Below are 18,914 nucleotides of genomic sequence, written 5' to 3'. Positions count from 1 at the left end.
AGCCCCTCCTACAAACAGCATGTCCACGACTAAACTGCCCTGAGCATTTAGCTCACGGAAACCCGATGAAAAGCGCACACGCTGATCTGCTGCAACACGCCCCTCCCAGCCAAAAACCAGCCGACACCTGGGCCAGGCTTTGCTGTGAACAGGCGCTGCTGGCGGTGGAGCAAGGCTGTTATGGCGTAGGGGCCGTGCTGGTTAACCAGAACCAGGAGCTGCTGTGCAGCGCGCGCAATCAGGTATTTATCGATGGACACTACAACAGCGCCGCTCACGCCGAAATGCTGCTCCTCGACCAACTGGAAACTGAGTACTCCGAGCAGGACCGTAGTGCCCTCACCCTGTACGTCAGCCTGCAACCTTGCCTGATGTGTTACGGCCGTATCCTGCTGGCAGGCATCACTCGCGTGCGTTACCTGGCCCAGGACAAACCCGGCGGCTTTAACGGCAAACACCTGCCCGCAGCCTGGGCCGACCTGGCCGCACACACCTCGGTGTACCAAGCCGATGTGGACCACTACTGGATCAACCTGGCTGAACAGGCGATCAACCAACTGCAGAATCGACAGGCATTGCGCGAGCGTGTCGTCGCAGCCTGGCGTGGTGCGCCAAAAACCTAGGCAGCCCGTAGGCTTGCCATTAACACCCGCAAGACTCCGTACGCGTGCTCCTGCCTCTGCAATCTGGTGCTCCAGGTGCGGATATACCGGCTGAATATCGAAGCGATCACACCGTCACGACATGCTTAACATCAAATAGCCAGCATTTCTGGCAAAGCGCTCTGATGCCGATTAGAATCGCCGCCGCAGGACGCACCCTCCCCACCTTCTGGACTTACCGTCATGGATAGACTTATGCCGTCATTCGCGCTCAGCACATGCGGCAGCACGCGCCCCCAGCGTTAGCACCTTGCGAAAACCCTGACGGCTCCGACCCGGTCTTGCTTTCCCCTGTCTATTAATCCAATGAGATTCGTATGAACAAAATCATCACTGCCAGCCTCGCAGGCTTGCTTGCACTGCTTAGCGGCTGCGCCACTGAGCAGTCGCGCACCCTGGAAGTTGCAAAAGTCACCACTGCCAGCAGCCACTACAGCGGCCCACGCAGCCCGATTGCCGTAGGCAAGTTTGATAATCGCTCCAGTTATATGCGCGGCATCTTCAGTGACAATGTCGACCGCCTCGGCGGGCAGGCCAAAACCATTCTGATCACCCATTTGCAGCAGTCCAACCGCTTCAACGTGCTCGACCGTGACAACCTGGCCGAGCTGCAACAGGAATCGGGCTTTTCCAAACAGGCTCAGCAAGTGCGGGGGGCAAACTTTGTCGTCACCGGCGATGTAACCGAATTTGGTCGCAAGGAAGTAGGCGACCACCAGCTGTTTGGCATTCTTGGGCGCGGCAAACAGCAGATTGCCTACGCCAAGGTCAACCTGAATATCGTCGATGTGCTGACTTCCGAAGTGGTCTATTCCGCCCAGGGCGCGGGCGAGTACAGCCTGTCCAACCGGGAGATCGTCGGTTTCGGCGGCACTGCCAGCTATGACTCGACACTTAACGGCAAAGTACTGGATCTGGCGATTCGTGAGGCCGTGAATAACCTGGTCAATGGTGTCGACAGCGGCGCTTGGCGCCCAGCCAAGTGAGCCCGGAGAAATCGCCCATGAACCTCACTCGCCCTGCTCTTTTTCTAGCCGCCTTGATGGCTGCAGCCACTCTGGGTGGCTGCGTGACTCAGCCGCAGCCGCTCTATTACTGGGATGGCTATCAGCAACAGGTTTACCAGCGTTTCGAGAGCACCAGCAGCGCTGAAGAGCAGATTGCCGCCCTTGAAGAAAGCCTACAGAAGGCCCGCGCTGCGGACCGTGCGCTGCCGCCTGGCTTTCACGCTCATCTCGGCATGCTGTATGCGGAAATCGGCAAAGCCGATCAGGTGCGTCAGCAATTCGAGACCGAGAAAACCCTGTTCCCCGAGTCCGCTCAGTACATGGACTTCCTTATGCGCAAATTTGCCAAGTGATCAGCATGCCCTTTCTAACCCCACTTAAAGCGCTCGCCGCGCTGGCTTTTGCCGCGCTATTGGCTGGTTGTGTCACCAAACAGCCATACGATTACAGCGCCTTTAAAGAGAGCAGCCCGGCTTCTATCCTGGTTCTGCCACCAGTCAATAAGTCGCCTGATGTCAAAGCGTCTTACAGCGTTTACTCGCATATAACCCTGCCGCTGAGTGAGGCTGGCTACTATGTGTTGCCTGTTGCAGTGGTCGATGAAACCTTCAAACAGAACGGCCTGATGAATGCCGACGAAATCCGCGAAGTCTCGCCACAGAAACTTCACGAGATTTTTGCTGCGGATACCGTGCTGTATATCGACGTCACCGAATACGGCAGCAGCTATATGATCATCAGCAGCGAGGTTGCGGTCGCGGCCACAGCAACGCTGGTCGATCTGCGCAGCGGCAAAGAACTGTGGAAGGGCGTCGCCCGAGCCAGCACCGCAGAGCAGCAGCAGAACAGTGGCGGCGGGCTGGCCGGTATTCTGATCACCGCACTGGTCAACCAGGTTGTGAATACCCTGAGTGATCGCGGCCATGAAATCGCCGGTATCGCCAGTAACCGTCTGCTCTCGAGCAATCCGGTAAGTGGCATTCTACCTGGACCAAGAGCGCGGCCGACGACTCCTCGCTAGAACGACAACATAGCAAGCCCCGCCGGCAGCGCTGGAGGGGCTTGCTATCGTCAAGCGCAGCGTCTGGCTGCGCTACTCCTTCCCCAACCCATGCTGACGCAGCTTGTTGGCAATCGTGGTGTGCGACACGCCAAGACGCTTACCTAACTGACGGCTGCTGGGGTGGTCGTGGAATAGGCGCTCCAGCACGGCTTTTTCAAAGCGGCCGAGGATATCGTCCAGGCCGCCTTCCACCGAGAACTCACCCAACGGCTGCGGCGCGCCGTAGTCCGGCAGGCGGATATGTTCACCTTTGACCACGCCGCCGTCGCACAGTGAAACGGCCTGAAACAGTACGTTTTCCAGCTGACGCACGTTACCCGGCCAGTGGTAATGGCTGAGCTTGTCCAACACCTGCGGGGCCAGCTTGGGCAGCGGGCAGCCGATCTGCCGGCTGGCCTGGTCGAGAAAGTGCTCCACCAGCGGCGGCAGGCCATCCAGGCATTCGCGCAGCGGCGGGATATGCAGGCTGAGCACGTTGAGGCGGTGATAAAGGTCCTGGCGAAACTCGCCCTTGGCGCACAGCTCGGACAGATCGACCTGGGTGGCGCAGATCACCCGTACATCCAGATACACCTCCTCGTCGCTGCCGACCCGGCGGAAGCAGCCATCCTGCAAAAAGCGCAGCAGCTTGGCCTGCAGGCGCGGGCTCATCTCGCCGACGCCATCAAGAAACAGCGTGCCGCCAGCGGTCAGTTCGAGCAGGCCGAGTTTGCCTTCCGGGCGTGCGCCTTCGAAGGCCCCGGGGCCGTAACCGAACAGCTCGGTTTCGGCCATGGATTCCGGCAAGCCGGCGCAGTTCAGCGCCATAAAGGGCGACTGCCCGCGCGGGCTGGCCAGGTGGCAGGCGCGGGCCAACAGCTCCTTGCCGGTGCCGGTTTCTCCCTCGATCAGCAGCGGCGCATCCAACGGGGCCATACGCCGCGCTTCGCGTACCACGGCGGCCATCACCTTGGAGCTCTGGAAGATCGAATCGAAGCCACGCAGCTCCTGCTTGCGCACGTTGTAGATGCGCTCGCCTACGCGATCCGCCCGGTGCAGGGTCAACACCGCGCCGGCCATGGCATCACTCTCTTCATGCTCGGTTTGCAGCGGCGCGATATCGGCGAGAAACACATCGCCCTTGACCTTGACCCGCAGGCCATTGATCCGCGACTTGTTGGCGCGTACCAATTCCGGCAGGTCGAAATCCTCGGCGTAGCGCGACAACGGAATGCCCGGCACCTCGTCCACCCGCACACCGAGCAGCTGCGCCGCGCTGCGGTTGGCGGCGACAATGGAGCCGCCCATATCAATCGACAGCACCGGAAAATCCAGCGCACCGAGCAGCGCATTCAGCTCCAGATGCCGGCGTTCGCTGGGCATCAGCCCCACGCGCTTGACACCGAACACCCCGGAAATCGCTTCGAACTTGGGGCGTAGTGACTGGAACTGCAGGTTGATCAGGTTCGGGCAGTGCAGGTAGATGGCATTGCCCTGCTCGCCACCGACCTCACCACGGGCGACGTTGATGCCGTATTCGACCAGCAGGTTGAGGATGTCGCGCAGGATGCCAATTCGGTTCTGGCAGTGGACTTTGATACGCATGGCAGGGCTCTTGTGGGTCTTGTTATGGCCGCCAACGGTGAACAATCGATGAAGGCAGCGGATTATTCGTCAAGAATATGTGACAGATCAGCGCAGCAGCAAGACGATAGTTCGCCGTACTGCCGCTCACGTAACCAATTCTTTACGAATTATCCGTATCTCTCGCCAACCTCAAGCCCTGCCTAGGGCTGCGCAAGCGCACTCACTGGAGTATTTCTGGTTCAAACACAACAACAAAGCCCCAGCAGGAGGCAGCAGCATGACCCAATACGTGGCGCGCGAACCGGATGACAGCGGCTTTATCCATTACCCGGAGGCCGAGCATCAGGTGTGGAATACCCTGATCACCCGCCAACTCAAGGTGATTGAAGGGCGTGCCTGCCAGGAATACCTGGACGGGATTGAGCAGCTCGGCCTGCCCCATGAGCGTATTCCGCAGCTCGGCGAGATCAACCAGGTGCTGCAAGCCACCACTGGCTGGCGCGTGGCGCGGGTGCCGGCGCTGATTCCCTTTCAGACCTTCTTCGAGCTGCTGGCCAGCAAGCAATTCCCGGTCGCGACTTTTATCCGCACGCCTGAGGAGCTGGACTACCTGCAGGAGCCGGACATCTTTCACGAGATCTTTGGCCACTGCCCATTGCTGACCAACCCCTGGTTCGCCGAATTTACCCACACCTACGGCAAACTCGGCCTGGCCGCCAGCAAGGAAGAGCGCGTGTACCTGGCGCGGCTGTACTGGCTGACCATCGAGTTCGGCCTGGTCGACACCAGCCAGGGCCAACGCATCTACGGCGGCGGCATCCTCTCCTCGCCGAAAGAAACCCTCTACTGCCTGTCCGATGCGCCGCAGCGTCTGGCTTTCGACCCCATCGAGGCGATGCGCACGCCGTATCGCATCGACATCCTGCAGCCGCTGTACTTTGTTCTACCGGAGCTTAAGCGCCTGTTCGAACTGGCCCATGAAGACATCATGGCCATGGTCCAGCAGGCCATGCGCCTGGGCCTGCATGCGCCGAAGTTTCCGCCGAAAGCCGCCTAGGCTTTGGCTCCCCTCTCCCATTTATGGGAGAGGGGCTGGGGGAGAGGGTCGAACCTGACAGCACCCTCTCCCTAACCCTCTCCCGCACGCGGGAGAGGGAACGAATTAGCGATCAACCTAACCATCTATGCTCTGACGACACACGCGAAAGGACCTGACATGACTACCCTTGCCCAAGCCCAATGCGAAGCCTGCCGCGCCGATGCGCCGAAAGTCAGCGATGAGGAGCTAGCCGAACTGATCCGCGAGATCCCGGACTGGAATATCGAAGTACGCGGCGACCATATGGAGCTGGAACGGGTTTACCTGTTCAAGAACTTCCGCCACGCCCTGGCCTTTACCAACGCGGTCGGCGCCATCGCCGAGGAAGTCGGCCACCACCCGGCGCTGCTCACCGAATGGGGCAAGGTCACCGTGACCTGGTGGAGCCACGAGATGCGCGGCCTGCACCGTAACGACTTCATCATGGCCGCACGCACCGATGTGTTGGCTGCAGGTGCCGAGGGCCGCAAGTGAGCCATTTCCACAGCATTGTGCGAGTGCCGGGCGATCCGATTCTCGGCCTGATGGACGCCTACCGCGCTGACCGTAACCCGGCCAAGCTCGACCTCGGCGTGGGCGTGTACAAGGACGCCCAGGGCCTGACGCCGATTCCCCGCGCGGTAAAGCTCGCCGAACAGCGGCTGGTGGAAAGCGAAACCAGCAAAAGCTATATCGGCGGTCATGGCGACCCACTGTTTGGCAGCCTGCTCAGTCAGCTGGTACTGGGCGCCGAAAGCCCGCTGCTAGCCGAACGCGCTGGCACCACCCAGACCCCTGGCGGCACCGGGGCGCTGCGCCTGTGCGCGGACTTTATCGCCCACTGCCTGCCGGGCCGTGGTATCTGGCTGAGTGACCCGACCTGGCCGATCCACGAGAGCATCTTTGCTGCCGCAGGCCTGCGCGTTGGGCATTACCCCTATGTCGGCGCGGACAACCAGCTGAATGTCGAGGCGATGATCGCCGCCCTCGCCCACGTGCCCAAAGGCGATGTGGTGCTGTTGCACGCCTGCTGCCACAACCCCACCGGCTTCGACCTCACTCCGCGTGACTGGAAGCGCGTGCTGGAGGTGGTAAAAGCCCGCGAGCTGCTGCCACTGATCGACTTCGCCTACCAGGGCTTTGGCGACGGCCTGGAGCAGGACGCCTTTGCTGTGCGCCTGTTTGCCGCCGAGCTGCCCGAGCTGTTGATCACCAGTTCCTGCTCGAAGAATTTCGGTCTGTACCGCGAACGCACTGGCGCGCTGATCGTCTGCGCCGAGACTGCAACCAAGCTGCAGGATGTGCGCAGTCAGCTGGCTTTTATCGCGCGCAATCTGTGGTCCACCCCGCCGGCTCACGGCGCAGCAGTGGTCGCCACTGTCCTGGCTGACACCGAGCTGAACAACCTCTGGGTCAGCGAGCTGGAAGCCATGCGCCAGCGTGTCGCCAGCCTGCGCGCCGGCCTAGTTGAAGCCTTGCAGCCTTATGGCCTGAATGAGCGCTTTGCGCATATCGCGCTACAGCGCGGCATGTTCTCCTACACCGGCCTGAGCCCAACCCAGGTGCAACGCCTGCGCGATGAATTCAGCGTCTACATGGTCGGCTCAGGCCGGGCGAATATGGCCGGGCTGGACGCCGAGCGTCTGGATCAGTTGGCCAGCGCGATTGCCCGGGTCTGTGGCTGAGCGAACTGCGAAAAGCATCGCGGCTAAAGCCCCTGCCACAAGTGGTCGCTGATCCTGTGGGAGGGGCTTTAGCCGCGACAGGGGCTGCCCCAAAGCGAGAGTCATGGTGGTGCAACAGGGTTTATCGGCGCCCACGGCACGCGCATAAAGAGCGGCCGGAAATATCCACCGACCGTTTATCTATAAAATTAACCTTTAAAAAACAACAGCTTAATTCGTTACCTGGCTAAGCACTGGCACCCTTCATGCTTGCACTCAGCGGCATAGTTCCCTAGGGTAGGTCGCCATGTGGTCCCTGATTGCCCCTATCAGCTCGTTGCTCGGTGGGGTTGCTTTACTCCTCCTCGGCAATGGTCTGCTCAACACCCTACTGACCTTGCGTGGCGTCGCCGAAGGCTACTCCACCTCGATGCTCGGCCTGATTATGTCCGGGTACTTTGTCGGTTTTCTCCTTGGCACCTGGCTAGCGATTCCGCTGGTCCGCCGCGTTGGGCATATCCGTGCGTTTGCCTTTTGCGCCGCCCTCGCCGCCATCACCGCCCTGCTGCATGTGCTGATCGTCGACCCCTGGGCCTGGCTGGGCCTGCGCGTGCTTTACGGCCTGGCGCTGGTCAGCCTGTATATGGTGATCGAGAGCTGGCTTAACGCGCAGGTGCCCAACGACAAACGTGGCCAGGTGTTTGCCGTATACATGGCGGTCAACCTCGGCGCACTGGCCGCTGCGCAGCAGCTGCTCAATCTGGCCTCGCCGAGCGACTTCGTGCTGTTCGTGCTGGCCGCCATGCTGATCAGCGCGGCCTTGATGCCCATTACCCTCACCCGGCAGATCCAACCCAGCGTGCCGGATACCCTGCACACCAACCTGCGGCAGATCGCTGGTATCGCCCCGCTGGCGCTGGCCGCCGCTGGCTTATCCGGCCTGGCCCTCGGCGCGTTCTGGGGCATGGCGCCGGTATACGCCAGCCTGAACGGCTTCGATGCCACCGGCGTGGGTTTGCTGATGAGCAGCACGATTCTCGGCGGCGCCTTGCTGCAATGGCCGATTGGCATCTACTCGGATAAACACGACCGCCGTCTGGTGCTGTTCTGGGTGGTGGCGCTGGCCGTAGTGGTCGCCCTGCTGATGAGCCTGCTACCGGCCGGTCGCCTGCTGCTCGGGCTGATATTTATCTGGGGCGGTTTGGCCTTTGCCATCTACCCGATTGCCGTGGCGCAGCTGATTGACCAACTGCACAGCGATGAAATCCTCGCCGGTTCCAGCAGCCTGTTGATGGTCAATGGCATCGGCTCGGTGTGCGGCCCGCTGCTCGCTGGCCTGCTGATGCAGCACCTGGGCGCTCAGGCGCTGCCGCTGTATTTCGCCGCCACGCTCGGCCTGCTCGCGGCTTACACGCTGTACCGCCTGCGCCATGTCAGCGACCTGGTCAGCGAACCCGCCGGGCACTTTATGCCCATGCTGCGGACCAGCCATACGGTGCTTGAACTGATGCCCGATGCACCGCCCACAGACGACCCAGACTCCACTGACTCACATGAGGACCCGCCCATCCCGGCGCCGCAGACGCCTGGGTAAACCCAGAGACGAACGCCCCGTGGCGCAATCGTCCATAGCTCGTCGGCCTTTGTCGGCGCGTCACTGCACCCACTTAACTGGACAGGAAGACAGCGCATGTTACTTGCCACCGATCTCGATGGAACCTTTCTCGGCGGCGATCCCAAGGATCGCTTAAGCCTCTATCAAACCATCGCCGCCCACCCGGAAATCCGCCTGGCCTATGTCACCGGCCGCAGCCTGGAGTCGGTGCTGCCACTGCTGGCCGACCCGACCCTGCCGCAACCGGATTTCATCATCTCCGACGTTGGCGCCAGCTTGGTGCATGGCGACACCTTGCAGCCGATTCAGCCGCTGCAAAGCGCGGTAGACGCGCTCTGGCCCGGCGACAGCCAGGTTGCCAGCGCCATCGAGCGCTTTGCCCTAGAGCGCCAGGACGTACCGCAGGTGCGCCGCTGTTCCTACTTCTGCAGCCCGGAACAAGCGGCCAACCCGGCGCTACTGGAAATAGCCGAAAGCCTGGGCTGCGACCTGCTCTACTCGGCCGAGCGCTACCTGGATTTTCTGCCCAAGGGCGTCAACAAGGGCAGCAGCCTGCAGGCGCTGATCGACTGGCTGGAACTGGACAACGATCAGGTTCTTACCGCTGGCGACACACTCAACGACCTTTCCATGCTGAGCGGTCAGTTCAAGGGCGTCTGCGTCGGCGCATCCGAGCCGGGCCTGTTGCAGGCAACACGGCAGTACTCGCGGGTATTCCACGCCGAGCGCGCCGGGTGCGGCGGCATTCTTGAAGCCTTTGTGCACTTTGGCTTTCTCGGCAAACAGGGCATCGCCGCCGAAGGCAAACAAGTCGCCGACCCGGGCAAGGCCGATCTGGTGATGGTCTATCACCGCCTGCCCTATGAAGAATTCCGCGGTGCCGATGGCAAGCTGCAACGCCGCCGCCCGACTTCACCCAACGGCATTATCCCGACCCTGCTGAGCTTCTTCGGCGATGGTCGCGCCGGCTCCTGGGTGGCCTGGGCAGAGCATGACGAAAACAGCGGGGAAACCTTCGACAGCCACACCACGGTGGATGCCGAACGCTATCCCAAGCTCACAGCCGCGCGGGTAGCGCTGAGCAAGGAAGAAGTCGATATCTTCTACAAACGCTTCTCCAAGGAAGCCTTCTGGCCGACCCTGCACACCTTCTGGGAGCGGGCGCAGTTCCGTGAGGACGACTGGCAGGTATTCCTCAAGGTCAACCGCGCCTTTGCCGAACGCACCGCCCTGGAGGCCGCCGAAGGCGCCACGGTGTGGCTGCACGATTACAACCTGTGGATGGTGCCCGGCTACCTGCGCGAACTGCGTCCGGACCTGCGCATCGCCTTCTTCCACCACACCTACTTCCCCTCGGCGGACGTGTTCAACGTGCTGCCCTGGCGCCGGCAGATCATCGGCAGCCTGCTGCAGTGCGACTACATCGGTTTTCATATCCCGCGCCAGGTGGAAAACTTTGTCGATGCCGCACGCGGCGTAATGCCCCTGCAAACCATCAGCCGACAAAATTGCGCACCGCGCTTTATCACCTATGGCTGTGCCGTGGGCCTGGAGCGCATGACCACCGCCGTGGACACCGGCAACCGCGTGGTCAAACTCGGCGCGCACCCGGTGGGCCTGGATATCGAGCGGGTACGCAGCGCCCTGGCCGCACCGAAGATCAGGGACATGATGGAACGCCTGCGCAGTGAACTTGCCGGGGTCAAACTGATTCTCTCGGTGGAACGCCTCGACTACACCAAAGGCATTCTGGAAAAGCTCAACGCCTATGAGCGCCTGCTGGAAGAAAACCCCGAGCTGCTGGGCAAAGTCACCCTGGTCACCGTGTGCGTGCCGGCGGCCAAGGAAATGACCATTTATGACGAGCTGCAAGGGCAGATCGAGCAAGCCGTAGGCCGTATCAACGGCCGCTTTGCCCGCATTGGCTGGACGCCGCTGCAGTTCTTCTTCCGCAGCCTGCCGTTCGAAGAAGTCAGCGCCTGGTACGCCATGGCCGACGTAATGTGGATTACCCCACTGCGCGACGGCCTCAACCTGGTGGCCAAGGAATTCGTCGCCGCTCAGGGCTTGCTGGATGGGCGTGGCGTGCTGGTGCTATCGGAGTTTGCAGGCGCCGCCGCAGAACTCAAGGGCGCGCTGCTGACCAATCCGCATGACCCGGTGGATATGACGCAAACCTGTTATGTCGCGCTGAACATGCCCAAGGCCGAGGCCCAGGCACGCCTGCGTGAGCTGTTCGATATCGTCAACTACAACGATATCCGCCGCTGGGGTGATGAATTCCTCTCGGCCGTCAGCGACCCGCAGGATCAACTGGACCGTGCCCTCGGGCTGGTTGGTTAGGCGGTGCCTGAGGTGCGGTAAATCGTAGGGTGGGTTAGGCGCATGGCCGCACGCTATGGGCTAATGCGTAGTCCGTTGCGCCGTAACCCACCAAATAAGCCAACCAACTACCGCTTGGTGGGTTACGTGGCGCACACATCACGCCGTTAAAGCTGTCAGCCTCTCTGCGCCACTAACCCACCCTACAAAAGCGGTCTGTTAGCCCATCTGCGCATCAATATCGCAGTTGATCATCCAGCTCACGCCGAAGCGGTCGGTGAACATGGCAAAGCGCGTGGCCCAGAAGGTCTGCTGCAACTCCATCTGCACCGTGCCACCCGCCGACAGCGCCTTGTACAGACGCTCAGCTTCCGGCACGTTGTCCACCTGCAGGGAAATCGAACAACCCTTGATGCCCTCATACGGCATGCCAGACATGTTGTCAGACGCCATCAACAGCTGATCGCCTGCCGTCAGACAAACGTGCATCACCTGGTTGTGATACTGCTGCGGCACATTGCCGGCTTCCGGGCTTTCGCCAAAACGCATCAGCTCCAGGCGACCGCCCAAGCATTCGGCGTAATAGTTAAAGGCCGCTTCGCACTGACCATCGAAAATCAAATAGGCATGGATCTTCATTGCACTCTCCTTAGTACGGTTTTTTGGGGGTTACGATTCAAGTCGCGCGCGCAGGCGTTCTTCCTGCTCGCGCAGCTCGGGGGTAAAGGCTTCACCGAAATCTTCGGCGCAGTAAATTTGACGAATCTCAATCTCGGAGTCACCCGGCATCGGATTCGGGCAGCGTTTGACCCATTCGATGCACTCGGCCAGCGACGCTACCTCCCATAACCAGAAGCCCGCGACAAGCTCCTTGGTTTCGATAAAAGGGCCATCAGTGACGCTGCGCTGCTTGCCAGAGAACTTCACCCGCACGCCCTTGCTGCTTGGATGCAGGCCCTCACCGGCGAGCATCACCCCGGCTTCAACCAGCTCTTCGTTGAAACGTCCCATTGCCGCCATCAGTTCCTCACTGGGCATGATGCCGGCTTCGGAATCTGCAGTTGCCTTGACCATCACCATAAAACGCATGCCGCTGTCCTCGCGTAATTGATTGATCAGTCCACCACAAAGGTTTTTGCCTTACCCCGCAATGGCAGACCACAAACCCAAGGCTGGGTTCTGTACGGTAGTCGAACGGCAATTACAGGTATCGACAGACTCGCAAGAAATCTTTTCGATGGCCGGCACAGTGCTAAGCCAGCTGTGCACTCAAATAGTCGAGAAAACAGGTGATGCGCGACGCCAGCGCGGTGTTGCGGTAGTACACCGCGTGGATCGGCTGGCGCACCTCGACGGTGTCGCGCAGCAGCAGTTGCACCAGCTCACCGCTGGCGCGGTCGGCGATGGTCATAAAGTCCGCCAGACAGACAATCCCCGCATCGGCCAACGCCAGTTGGCGCAAGGTCTCGCCGCTGGAAGCGCTCAGGCTCGGGGTGATGCTGTAGGTATCGCCCAATGCATGGCGCAGCGGCCACTGGTTAAGGCTGTCGGGCTGGGTAAAACCGAGCAGGCTATGCCCRCTCAGTTCATCGACGCTTTTCGGCGTGCCGTGGGCCTTGAGATAGGCCGGGCTGGCAAGAATACGCAGGCGATTGCTGCCCAGCGGCCGCGCATGCAGGGTGGAATCGCGCAGCGGGCCAATGCGGATGGCGATATCGGTACGCTGCTCCAGCAGGTCGATAATCTGATCGCTGCTGTGCAACTCCAGCTGAATCTCCGGGTACTGCGCACGAAACCCCGCCACCAGCGGCACCACCGCATGCAGCATAAAAGGCGCCGCAGCATTTACCCGCAAACGCCCGGCTGGTTTCTGCCGGCGCACCTTCATCTGCTCTTCAGCGCTTTCCACTGCATCGAGAATCTTGCGCGCCTGAACCAGGAAGGCCTGGCCCTCCTCGGTCAGCTCCAGGCGCCGCGTGGTGCGGCGCAACAGGGTGACATCGAGCTTTTCTTCCAGCCGGCTAAGCGCGCGACTGACGCCCGAGGCGGTCTGCGTCAGTTGTTCAGCAGCGGCGCTGATCGAGCCGCTGTCCACCACGCTGACAAAGGCCAGCAGTTCATCGAGGGTCGTTTTCATTTGTGCATAGTAGTCAAATATGCCACCCAGAAAACCCTACTTGCCTCACGAATAATCGACACCCAAAACTGCCACACAGCAGTTGCTAGAAATCGACCTTGCCACGCCCTGCCTTGATCGTGCCGCGTATGCTCTTGCCTTCCAAACGGCGCTTTTTCGAGCCCAGGGTCGGCTTGGTTGGGCGGCGCGCTTTTCCAGTTTTAGCGGCGCTGCGAATCAGCTCAGCCAGGCGCTCCAGCGCGTCGGCACGATTCTGCTCCTGGGTGCGGTACTGCTGGGCTTTGATAACCACCACGCCTTCGGCGGTAATACGGCTGTCGCGCAATGCCAGCAGGCGCTCCTTGTAGAACGGCGGCAAGCTGGACGCCTGGATGTCGAAGCGCAGATGGATCGCACTGGACACCTTGTTGACGTTCTGCCCGCCCGCGCCTTGGGCGCGGATGGCGGTCAGCTCGACGTCATCGTCAGGCAGGTGAACGCTGTTGGAGATAACCAGCATGGGCAGGCTTCAGCACAGAAAAGGACGCTCAGGATAACGCGAACGCTGCGCAACTGCTGAATTGGCACATAGCCCGCAGGCCGTGGCGGGCTGCCACGGCCTGTGGGCTTGCGCGTTAAACGCGAAAGCGGCTGACCAGCGTTTGCAGCTGATTGCCCAAACGCGCCAGCTCGGCGCTGGAGGCGGCGGTTTCATCGCTGGCGGTGGCAGTCTGTTCGGACACGTCGCGCACGCTGAGGATGCTGCGGCTGATTTCCTCTGCCACCGCACTCTGCTCCTCGGCGGCTGCGGCAATCTGCTGGTTCATCGACTGGATGTTGGACACCGCATGGGTGATGTTGCCCAGTGAGTCGCCAGCCTTGCGCGTCAGCTCGACGCTGCTGTCGGTGAGGCTGCAGCTGTTGCGCATCGCCGCTGCCACCTGTTTGGTGCCGTTCTGCAGGCCGGCGATCAGCGCTTCGATTTCCTCGGTGGATTTCTGCGTGCGCTGGGCCAGGCCACGCACCTCGTCGGCAACCACGGCAAAACCGCGCCCGGCTTCGCCTGCGCGCGCCGCCTCGATGGCGGCATTGAGGGCGAGCAGATTGGTCTGCTCGGCCACCGCTTTGATCACGTCCATCACGCTGCCGATCTTGTTGCTCTCTTGCTGCAAGCCGTTCATCGCCTCGCTGGAGCGGCTGACCTCGGCGGCCAGGCGTTCAATCTGAGCAATCACCTCGCCCACTACTTGGTCGCCCAGGCGCGCCTGACCATCCGCCTCGTTGGCGGCCTGCGAAGCCTGTTCGGCGTTGCGCGCCACTTCCTGCACGGTGGCCGACATTTCATGCATGGCGGTGGCTACTTGGTCGGTCTCACTTTTCTGGCTGTTGGCGCCGGCACTGGTCTGCTCGGTTACCGCAGACAGCTCCTCGGCAGCGCTGGTGATCTGCGCCACGCCATCGCGGATGCCGCCGATCAACTCGCGCAGGGTCGCGGCCATATGCTGAATACCCTGCTGCAGCTGGCCCATCTCATCGCGACGGTCAACCTGCACAGTGGCGGTCAGGTCGCCTTCGGCAATACGCTGCACCGCGCTCAGGGTGTCCTGCAACGGACGGGTGATCTGCCGGGTGATAACCCAGGCGGCCAGTATACCGAAGAGCATCGCCAGCAACGTGGCGCCGATCTGCAGGCTACGCGCCTGGGCGCTCTCAACGGCCAGACGGTCCATCTGGAACTGGTACAGGGTTTCGCTGATACGCACGATTTCGCCCTGCTGCTCGGTCATTTCCTGACGGGTGCGGGCAATGTCGCCAGTGGCCAGCTTGAACGCCTGCAGCGTCTCCTGGTACTGACCCAAGGCCGTCGCGATGCGGCGTACCGCATCCTGCTGGGCGGCACCGAAGGCCTGCTCCAACGGGCCGAGGCTGGCGCGGGCGGCCGCGATACGCTCGACCAACGCCTGCTCGGTTTGCGCATCAGGGGCGCTGTCATAACGCTCCAGCAGGTAGCGCAGGCTCAGCAACTCGCCTTGGGTGCGGGTCAGTRCCTGCAACTGGGCAAAACGGCCGCCGTCGTACTCCGGCAGCAACTCAACGCTGCGCTGCATGGCGCCCAGCAATTCGCCGAGCTGCTGGGTCTCGCCGGCCACCTGGCGCCGCGCCGCGTCAGCCGCCGCATAGGCGGCGCGCATGCCGCTCAGCGAACGCTGGTAATCCTGGTTATAGCGGTCCTGCTCCTGCAGCAGCTTGACGTTGACCGGATTGGTAAAGCTGCCGAGCAGCTTCTTCTGCTGCTGCAAATAGATGTCCAGGTTGCTCAGCACGCGCTCACTGCTCGCGGCATCGCCCTTGGCCAGCATGAACTGCAGGCGGGCAATGCGCAGATTGGTCAGGGTGGTGTTGAGTTGGGTGATATCGCTCATCCAGGTGCTGCGCTGGATCACGCTGCCCAGGCCGGTCCAGGCGACCCAGGCCAGGGCGAGAGTCAGGGCCAGCACCAGGCCGAAGCCGAGGGCCAGCTTGCGGGTGACGCTAAGGTTGGCAAACCAGGTGTTCATAAGAATTCTCCAACTGTCGTTCTGACAGGCAGTTCAGGTTTCGCTGGAGAATTGTTTTTGTTGAAGCCAGCACAAGGCCTGTGCTGACGCTCTAACGCGGGGTTGCGGCACATATCTGCGGCGTTTTAGCGGGAAAACAGCAACAGCTAAAAGAACTTGAGGTCGCCACGCAGCAGCGCGGACGAGCAAAGCCGTGATCACTCACACACTCACTGCGGCGTGGCGGTTTCCGCTGCCCTGCCGCCATCCCACAGCCCGACCAACCGGCCATCCGCTGCCAAGGCATAAGCCAGCGGGGTTGCGCCGCCCCAATCGACGATCATCAGCCCACTGCTGTATCTGCCGCTGCCGTCATAGCTGGTATCACCAATGGTCCAATTCAAGCGGTATTCATTGCCTTCGCCCGCGAGCGTCATCTGGCCGGTATAGCGCGAACCATCACTGTTGTGCCCCTCGACCCGATACAGCCCCTGTTTGGGCATTGCGCCGCTGGCCTCGGCATACAGGCTGAGGCGCTCCGTCGCTGTGCCATCGGCCCATTCCCCGTCGAGCACGCCATCGGGCGCGAATGAATAGACCACCGGCAGCACATCGTTCCAGTTCACGACCAGCATGCGACCGGCCAGTTCGCCCCTGCCCTTGAATACATCACGACCGATCCACCAGGTGAAATCGTAAAACTCGCCACGTTGCGCCAGTGCCAACATACCCGTGTAACGGCTGCCGTTCGGGTTGGTTCCGGATACCTTGTACAGCCCAGTCAAGGTGCGCGCAGACGCCTCTTCCACGGCCTGAGCGCCGCTCGAATGCGGTTTAGGGGTAGAACCGGCCTCAGCCCCGCTATCGCCGCGAAACACGAAATCGCCAAAGAATGACGAAGACAACCAGGGCGTCTGCTGGCCACTGGTTTCCTGATAAACGCCCTTGAGGGTTTTCTTGAATGTCTCTTCGAGATTCAGGTTAGGCGTCGCCAGGGCCAGCGTCAGGTGTTTGGCATAGGGTGAATTGCGTCCTTCACCGTCCAGCGCCACGGCGCCGGGCGAGGTGGAATAGGAGACAAACAGGCTGGCGCTGGAGTCGATGCGCGACAGGCCGGACGTAACCTCAGTGAGCGGGTTGTCGCGACAGGCATCGAGAATGATGATGTTGAGATCGTTGCCCGACATGGCCATGGAATGAACCATCGCCGAGGCGCTGACGGCCTTATCCGCCAGCTCGGAGGCATCGGCAATGCCATCGCCGATGGGCAGCAGATAATTCTCGCCCGCAACTTGCACCCCATGCCCGGCAAAGAACAGCAGGCCGACACCGCCCGAAGACTTGAGCTGGGCAGAAAACTGCGCCACGCCATCCAGCATGGTTTGCCGGTCGGCGTCGATCAGCGTGGTGACCGAAAATCCGGCCTCGCGCAGGGTGCGGGTCACATCGGCAGCATCGTTGGTCGGGTTGAGCAGCGGCGCAAAGGCATAAGCGTTGTTGCCGATAACCAGCGCCGAACGCGCCTGGGCAAGCGCTGCACCCTGCGCCGCTAGGCAGACAAACAAGACGGTAACGAGCATTGCCATCAGACGGTGGGCGCAAGCTGCTTTCATCGATTCGCTCCGCACGCAATCAATGCCTGCAGCGTCGATTGCGCGGTTGGATGCCAAGTGAACCTGCGTGGGCCAACACATGACAGGCAGGTCCCACAACGGCTTCCAAAACCATAGATCAAAAAACTTGCGGCCACAGCGCCGCCATCTGATCCGCTTTTTATTGGAAAACCTGAGTCTGTTATCCAAACAGCTGCACTCGCATCATTCGCCTCGCCTGATAAAGCCCGACGAGGCCCGTAATGAGCGAACGTATTCCCGCGCAGATCATCGAAACCATCGACCCGCGCCAGCCTATCCGCCTGACGCCCTCCCAGGCCGGCGGGCCGATCCATACCCGCAGTTTTAGCGGCCGCTTTCGCAATCTGCGCCTGTATGGCGCCGGCTTGCTGTTTCTGATCTTTTTCGGCACCGCCTGGCTGGACTGGGACGGGCGCCAGGCGGTGTTGTGGAACCTCGCAGAGCATCGCTATTACATCTTCGGCGCGACCTTCTGGCCGCAGGACTTCACCCTGCTCTCAGCGCTGCTGATCATTGCCGCCTTTGGCCTGTTCACCATCACCGTGGTGGCTGGGCGGGTGTGGTGTGGCTACACCTGCCCGCAGAGTGTGTGGACCTGGGTCTTCATGTGGGCGGAGAAAGTTACCGAAGGCGAGCGCCATCAGCGGGTCAAGCTGGATGCAGCACCCTGGTCGCTGAACAAACTGGCGCGGCGCAGCGCCAAGCACGCGATCTGGCTGGGCGTCAGCCTGCTTACGGCGCTGACTTTTATCGGTTACTTCACGCCGATCCGCCCGCTCACCAGCGACCTGCTGCGCCTACAACTGGACGGCGGCACCCTGGTGTGGGTGCTGTTCTTTATGGCCGCCACCTACCTCAACGCCGGCTGGTTGCGCGAGAAAGTCTGCGTGCATATGTGCCCCTACTCGCGCTTCCAGAGTGCGATGTTCGACGACGACACCTTGCTGGTGGCCTACGACGCCAAGCGCGGCGAAGGCCGTGGCCCGCGCAAGAAAGACAGCGACCACAAGGCCGAAGGCCTGGGCGATTGCATCGACTGCACTATGTGCGTACAGGTGTGCCCCACCGGTATCGATATCCGCGATGGCCTGCAGATCGACTGCATCAGCTGCGGCGCCTGTATCGATGCCTGCGATTCGGTCATGGACAAGATGGGCTACGCCCGCGGCCTGGTCGGCTATCACTCCGAGCGTGAACTACAGGGTGGTAAAACCCACTGGCTGCGGCCACGGCTGATCGGCTATGGGATTGCCCTGCTGTTGATGCTCGCCGCCTTTGTCTGGGCCTTGAGCGCGCGCTCGATGCTGTCTATCGATTCGGCCAAGGACCGCAGCATGTTCCGCGAGAATCAGCTGGGGCAGATCGAGAACACCTACCTGCTCAAGGTGATCAACAAGACCCAGCAGCCGCAACGCTATGGCTTGGCACTGGTCGACAGCCCCGGCCTGCGCCTGGATGCACCGCAACAGCTGCAACTAAACCCCGGGGAAATTCTCGATGTACCGGTGACGGTGGTGCTGGAAAGCGAACAGGCCGAGTCCAGCACCCTGCCCGTGCACTTCGCGATCCACAACCTGGCCGATGCCAGCGAGCAGGCGCAGACGCAGAGCGTTTTTCTCTCGCCAAGCGGGCGCTGACAGTCGCATGGCC

Annotated in this window: 17 protein-coding genes; 10 read left to right on the top strand and 7 right to left on the bottom strand. The window is 61.4% G+C overall.

Translation table 11 applies throughout. The annotated features are described in order from the left end of the window. Positions 1 to 65 precede the first annotated feature (65 nt). The 4 genes from P3C18_RS16255 (at position 66) to P3C18_RS16240 (ending at position 2,690) form a co-directional block, all read left to right on the top strand. Complete coding sequence (locus tag P3C18_RS16255) at positions 66 to 623, top strand: nucleoside deaminase (RefSeq protein ID WP_275962883.1); 558 nt, start codon at positions 66 to 68, stop codon at positions 621 to 623. Positions 624 to 979: 356 nt separating this feature from the next. Then, positions 980 to 1,648 (top strand): CsgG/HfaB family protein, encoded by a 669-nt coding sequence (locus P3C18_RS16250; RefSeq protein WP_275962882.1) that lies wholly within the window; start codon positions 980 to 982, stop codon positions 1,646 to 1,648. A gap of 17 nt (positions 1,649 to 1,665) precedes the next feature. After that, entirely contained in the window at positions 1,666 to 2,022 is a 357-nt protein-coding gene (locus P3C18_RS16245) for a DUF4810 domain-containing protein (RefSeq protein WP_275962881.1), read from the top strand. A gap of 5 nt (positions 2,023 to 2,027) precedes the next feature. Next, on the top strand, positions 2,028 to 2,690 hold the full coding sequence (locus P3C18_RS16240; protein WP_275962880.1) for a DUF799 domain-containing protein: 663 nt from the start codon (positions 2,028 to 2,030) through the stop codon (positions 2,688 to 2,690). Between the two features lie 72 nt (positions 2,691 to 2,762). On the opposite strand, the gene P3C18_RS16235 is transcribed toward P3C18_RS16240, so the two are convergent. Continuing rightward, positions 2,763 to 4,316 (bottom strand): sigma-54-dependent transcriptional regulator, encoded by a 1,554-nt coding sequence (locus P3C18_RS16235; protein ID WP_275962879.1) that lies wholly within the window; start codon positions 4,314 to 4,316, stop codon positions 2,763 to 2,765. Between the two features lie 259 nt (positions 4,317 to 4,575). Here P3C18_RS16235 and phhA point away from each other — a divergent pair, with 259 nt between their 5' ends. From phhA to ggpS, 5 genes are all read left to right on the top strand, one after another. Then, positions 4,576 to 5,355, top strand: coding sequence for a phenylalanine 4-monooxygenase (phhA, locus tag P3C18_RS16230; protein WP_275962878.1), 780 nt, complete (start codon positions 4,576 to 4,578; stop codon positions 5,353 to 5,355). A gap of 159 nt (positions 5,356 to 5,514) precedes the next feature. Then, complete coding sequence (locus P3C18_RS16225) at positions 5,515 to 5,871, top strand: 4a-hydroxytetrahydrobiopterin dehydratase (protein WP_275962877.1); 357 nt, start codon at positions 5,515 to 5,517, stop codon at positions 5,869 to 5,871. Continuing rightward, positions 5,868 to 7,061, top strand: a complete 1,194-nt coding sequence (locus P3C18_RS16220) for an amino acid aminotransferase (RefSeq protein WP_275962876.1) — start codon at positions 5,868 to 5,870, stop codon at positions 7,059 to 7,061. Before P3C18_RS16225 ends, P3C18_RS16220 begins: the two co-directional genes overlap by 4 nt. Positions 7,062 to 7,347: 286 nt before the next feature. Further along, complete coding sequence (locus tag P3C18_RS16215; RefSeq protein ID WP_275962875.1) at positions 7,348 to 8,634, top strand: MFS transporter; 1,287 nt, start codon at positions 7,348 to 7,350, stop codon at positions 8,632 to 8,634. Between the two features lie 96 nt (positions 8,635 to 8,730). Further along, the gene (gene ggpS, locus P3C18_RS16210; RefSeq protein WP_275962874.1) at positions 8,731 to 10,998 is read left to right on the top strand and encodes a glucosylglycerol-phosphate synthase; all 2,268 of its coding nucleotides are present in this window, start codon (positions 8,731 to 8,733) and stop codon (positions 10,996 to 10,998) included. A gap of 198 nt (positions 10,999 to 11,196) precedes the next feature. Here the strand turns inward: ggpS and P3C18_RS16205 are convergent, their stop codons facing one another. From P3C18_RS16205 to P3C18_RS16180, 6 genes are all read right to left on the bottom strand, one after another. Further along, the gene (locus tag P3C18_RS16205; RefSeq protein ID WP_275962873.1) at positions 11,197 to 11,616 is read right to left on the bottom strand and encodes a VOC family protein; all 420 of its coding nucleotides are present in this window, start codon (positions 11,614 to 11,616) and stop codon (positions 11,197 to 11,199) included. 30 nt (positions 11,617 to 11,646) lie between these two features. Next, entirely contained in the window at positions 11,647 to 12,066 is a 420-nt protein-coding gene (locus tag P3C18_RS16200) for a YciI family protein (RefSeq protein WP_275962872.1), read from the bottom strand. Positions 12,067 to 12,229: 163 nt separating this feature from the next. After that, on the bottom strand, positions 12,230 to 13,114 hold the full coding sequence (locus tag P3C18_RS16195; protein ID WP_275962871.1) for a LysR substrate-binding domain-containing protein: 885 nt from the start codon (positions 13,112 to 13,114) through the stop codon (positions 12,230 to 12,232). A gap of 85 nt (positions 13,115 to 13,199) precedes the next feature. Next, complete coding sequence (gene arfB, locus P3C18_RS16190; protein WP_275962870.1) at positions 13,200 to 13,613, bottom strand: alternative ribosome rescue aminoacyl-tRNA hydrolase ArfB; 414 nt, start codon at positions 13,611 to 13,613, stop codon at positions 13,200 to 13,202. A 115-nt stretch (positions 13,614 to 13,728) separates the two neighbouring features. Further along, complete coding sequence (locus P3C18_RS16185) at positions 13,729 to 15,651, bottom strand: methyl-accepting chemotaxis protein (RefSeq protein WP_275962869.1); 1,923 nt, start codon at positions 15,649 to 15,651, stop codon at positions 13,729 to 13,731. A gap of 209 nt (positions 15,652 to 15,860) precedes the next feature. Beyond that, entirely contained in the window at positions 15,861 to 17,432 is a 1,572-nt protein-coding gene (locus P3C18_RS16180) for a caspase family protein (RefSeq protein ID WP_275962868.1), read from the bottom strand. Between the two features lie 53 nt (positions 17,433 to 17,485). Between P3C18_RS16180 and ccoG the strand changes: the two genes are divergently transcribed. Next, positions 17,486 to 18,901, top strand: a complete 1,416-nt coding sequence (ccoG, locus tag P3C18_RS16175; protein ID WP_275962867.1) for a cytochrome c oxidase accessory protein CcoG — start codon at positions 17,486 to 17,488, stop codon at positions 18,899 to 18,901. Positions 18,902 to 18,914: the final 13 nt, after the last annotated feature.

The organism is Pseudomonas sp. 1928-m, assembly GCF_029269135.1.
Taxonomy (GTDB): Bacteria; Pseudomonadota; Gammaproteobacteria; order Pseudomonadales; family Pseudomonadaceae; genus Aquipseudomonas.
This window is presented reverse-complemented; position numbering and strand designations above follow the sequence as displayed.

What these genes read in the sequence shown, in the direction of transcription:
- P3C18_RS16255 (WP_275962883.1), top strand. Translation starts at nt 66, where the DNA reads ATGAAAAGCGCACACGCTGATCTGCTGCAACACGCCCCTCCCAGCCAA.
- P3C18_RS16215 (WP_275962875.1), top strand. Translation starts at nt 7,348, where the DNA reads ATGTGGTCCCTGATTGCCCCTATCAGCTCGTTGCTCGGTGGGGTTGCT.
- P3C18_RS16200 (WP_275962872.1), bottom strand. Translation starts at nt 12,066, where the DNA reads ATGCGTTTTATGGTGATGGTCAAGGCAACTGCAGATTCCGAAGCCGGC.
- arfB (WP_275962870.1), bottom strand. Translation starts at nt 13,613, where the DNA reads ATGCTGGTTATCTCCAACAGCGTTCACCTGCCTGACGATGACGTCGAG.
- ggpS (WP_275962874.1), top strand. Translation starts at nt 8,731, where the DNA reads ATGTTACTTGCCACCGATCTCGATGGAACCTTTCTCGGCGGCGATCCC.
- P3C18_RS16240 (WP_275962880.1), top strand. Translation starts at nt 2,028, where the DNA reads ATGCCCTTTCTAACCCCACTTAAAGCGCTCGCCGCGCTGGCTTTTGCC.
- P3C18_RS16205 (WP_275962873.1), bottom strand. Translation starts at nt 11,616, where the DNA reads ATGAAGATCCATGCCTATTTGATTTTCGATGGTCAGTGCGAAGCGGCC.
- ccoG (WP_275962867.1), top strand. Translation starts at nt 17,486, where the DNA reads ATGAGCGAACGTATTCCCGCGCAGATCATCGAAACCATCGACCCGCGC.
- P3C18_RS16250 (WP_275962882.1), top strand. Translation starts at nt 980, where the DNA reads ATGAACAAAATCATCACTGCCAGCCTCGCAGGCTTGCTTGCACTGCTT.
- P3C18_RS16235 (WP_275962879.1), bottom strand. Translation starts at nt 4,316, where the DNA reads ATGCGTATCAAAGTCCACTGCCAGAACCGAATTGGCATCCTGCGCGAC.
- P3C18_RS16245 (WP_275962881.1), top strand. Translation starts at nt 1,666, where the DNA reads ATGAACCTCACTCGCCCTGCTCTTTTTCTAGCCGCCTTGATGGCTGCA.
- P3C18_RS16225 (WP_275962877.1), top strand. Translation starts at nt 5,515, where the DNA reads ATGACTACCCTTGCCCAAGCCCAATGCGAAGCCTGCCGCGCCGATGCG.
- phhA (WP_275962878.1), top strand. Translation starts at nt 4,576, where the DNA reads ATGACCCAATACGTGGCGCGCGAACCGGATGACAGCGGCTTTATCCAT.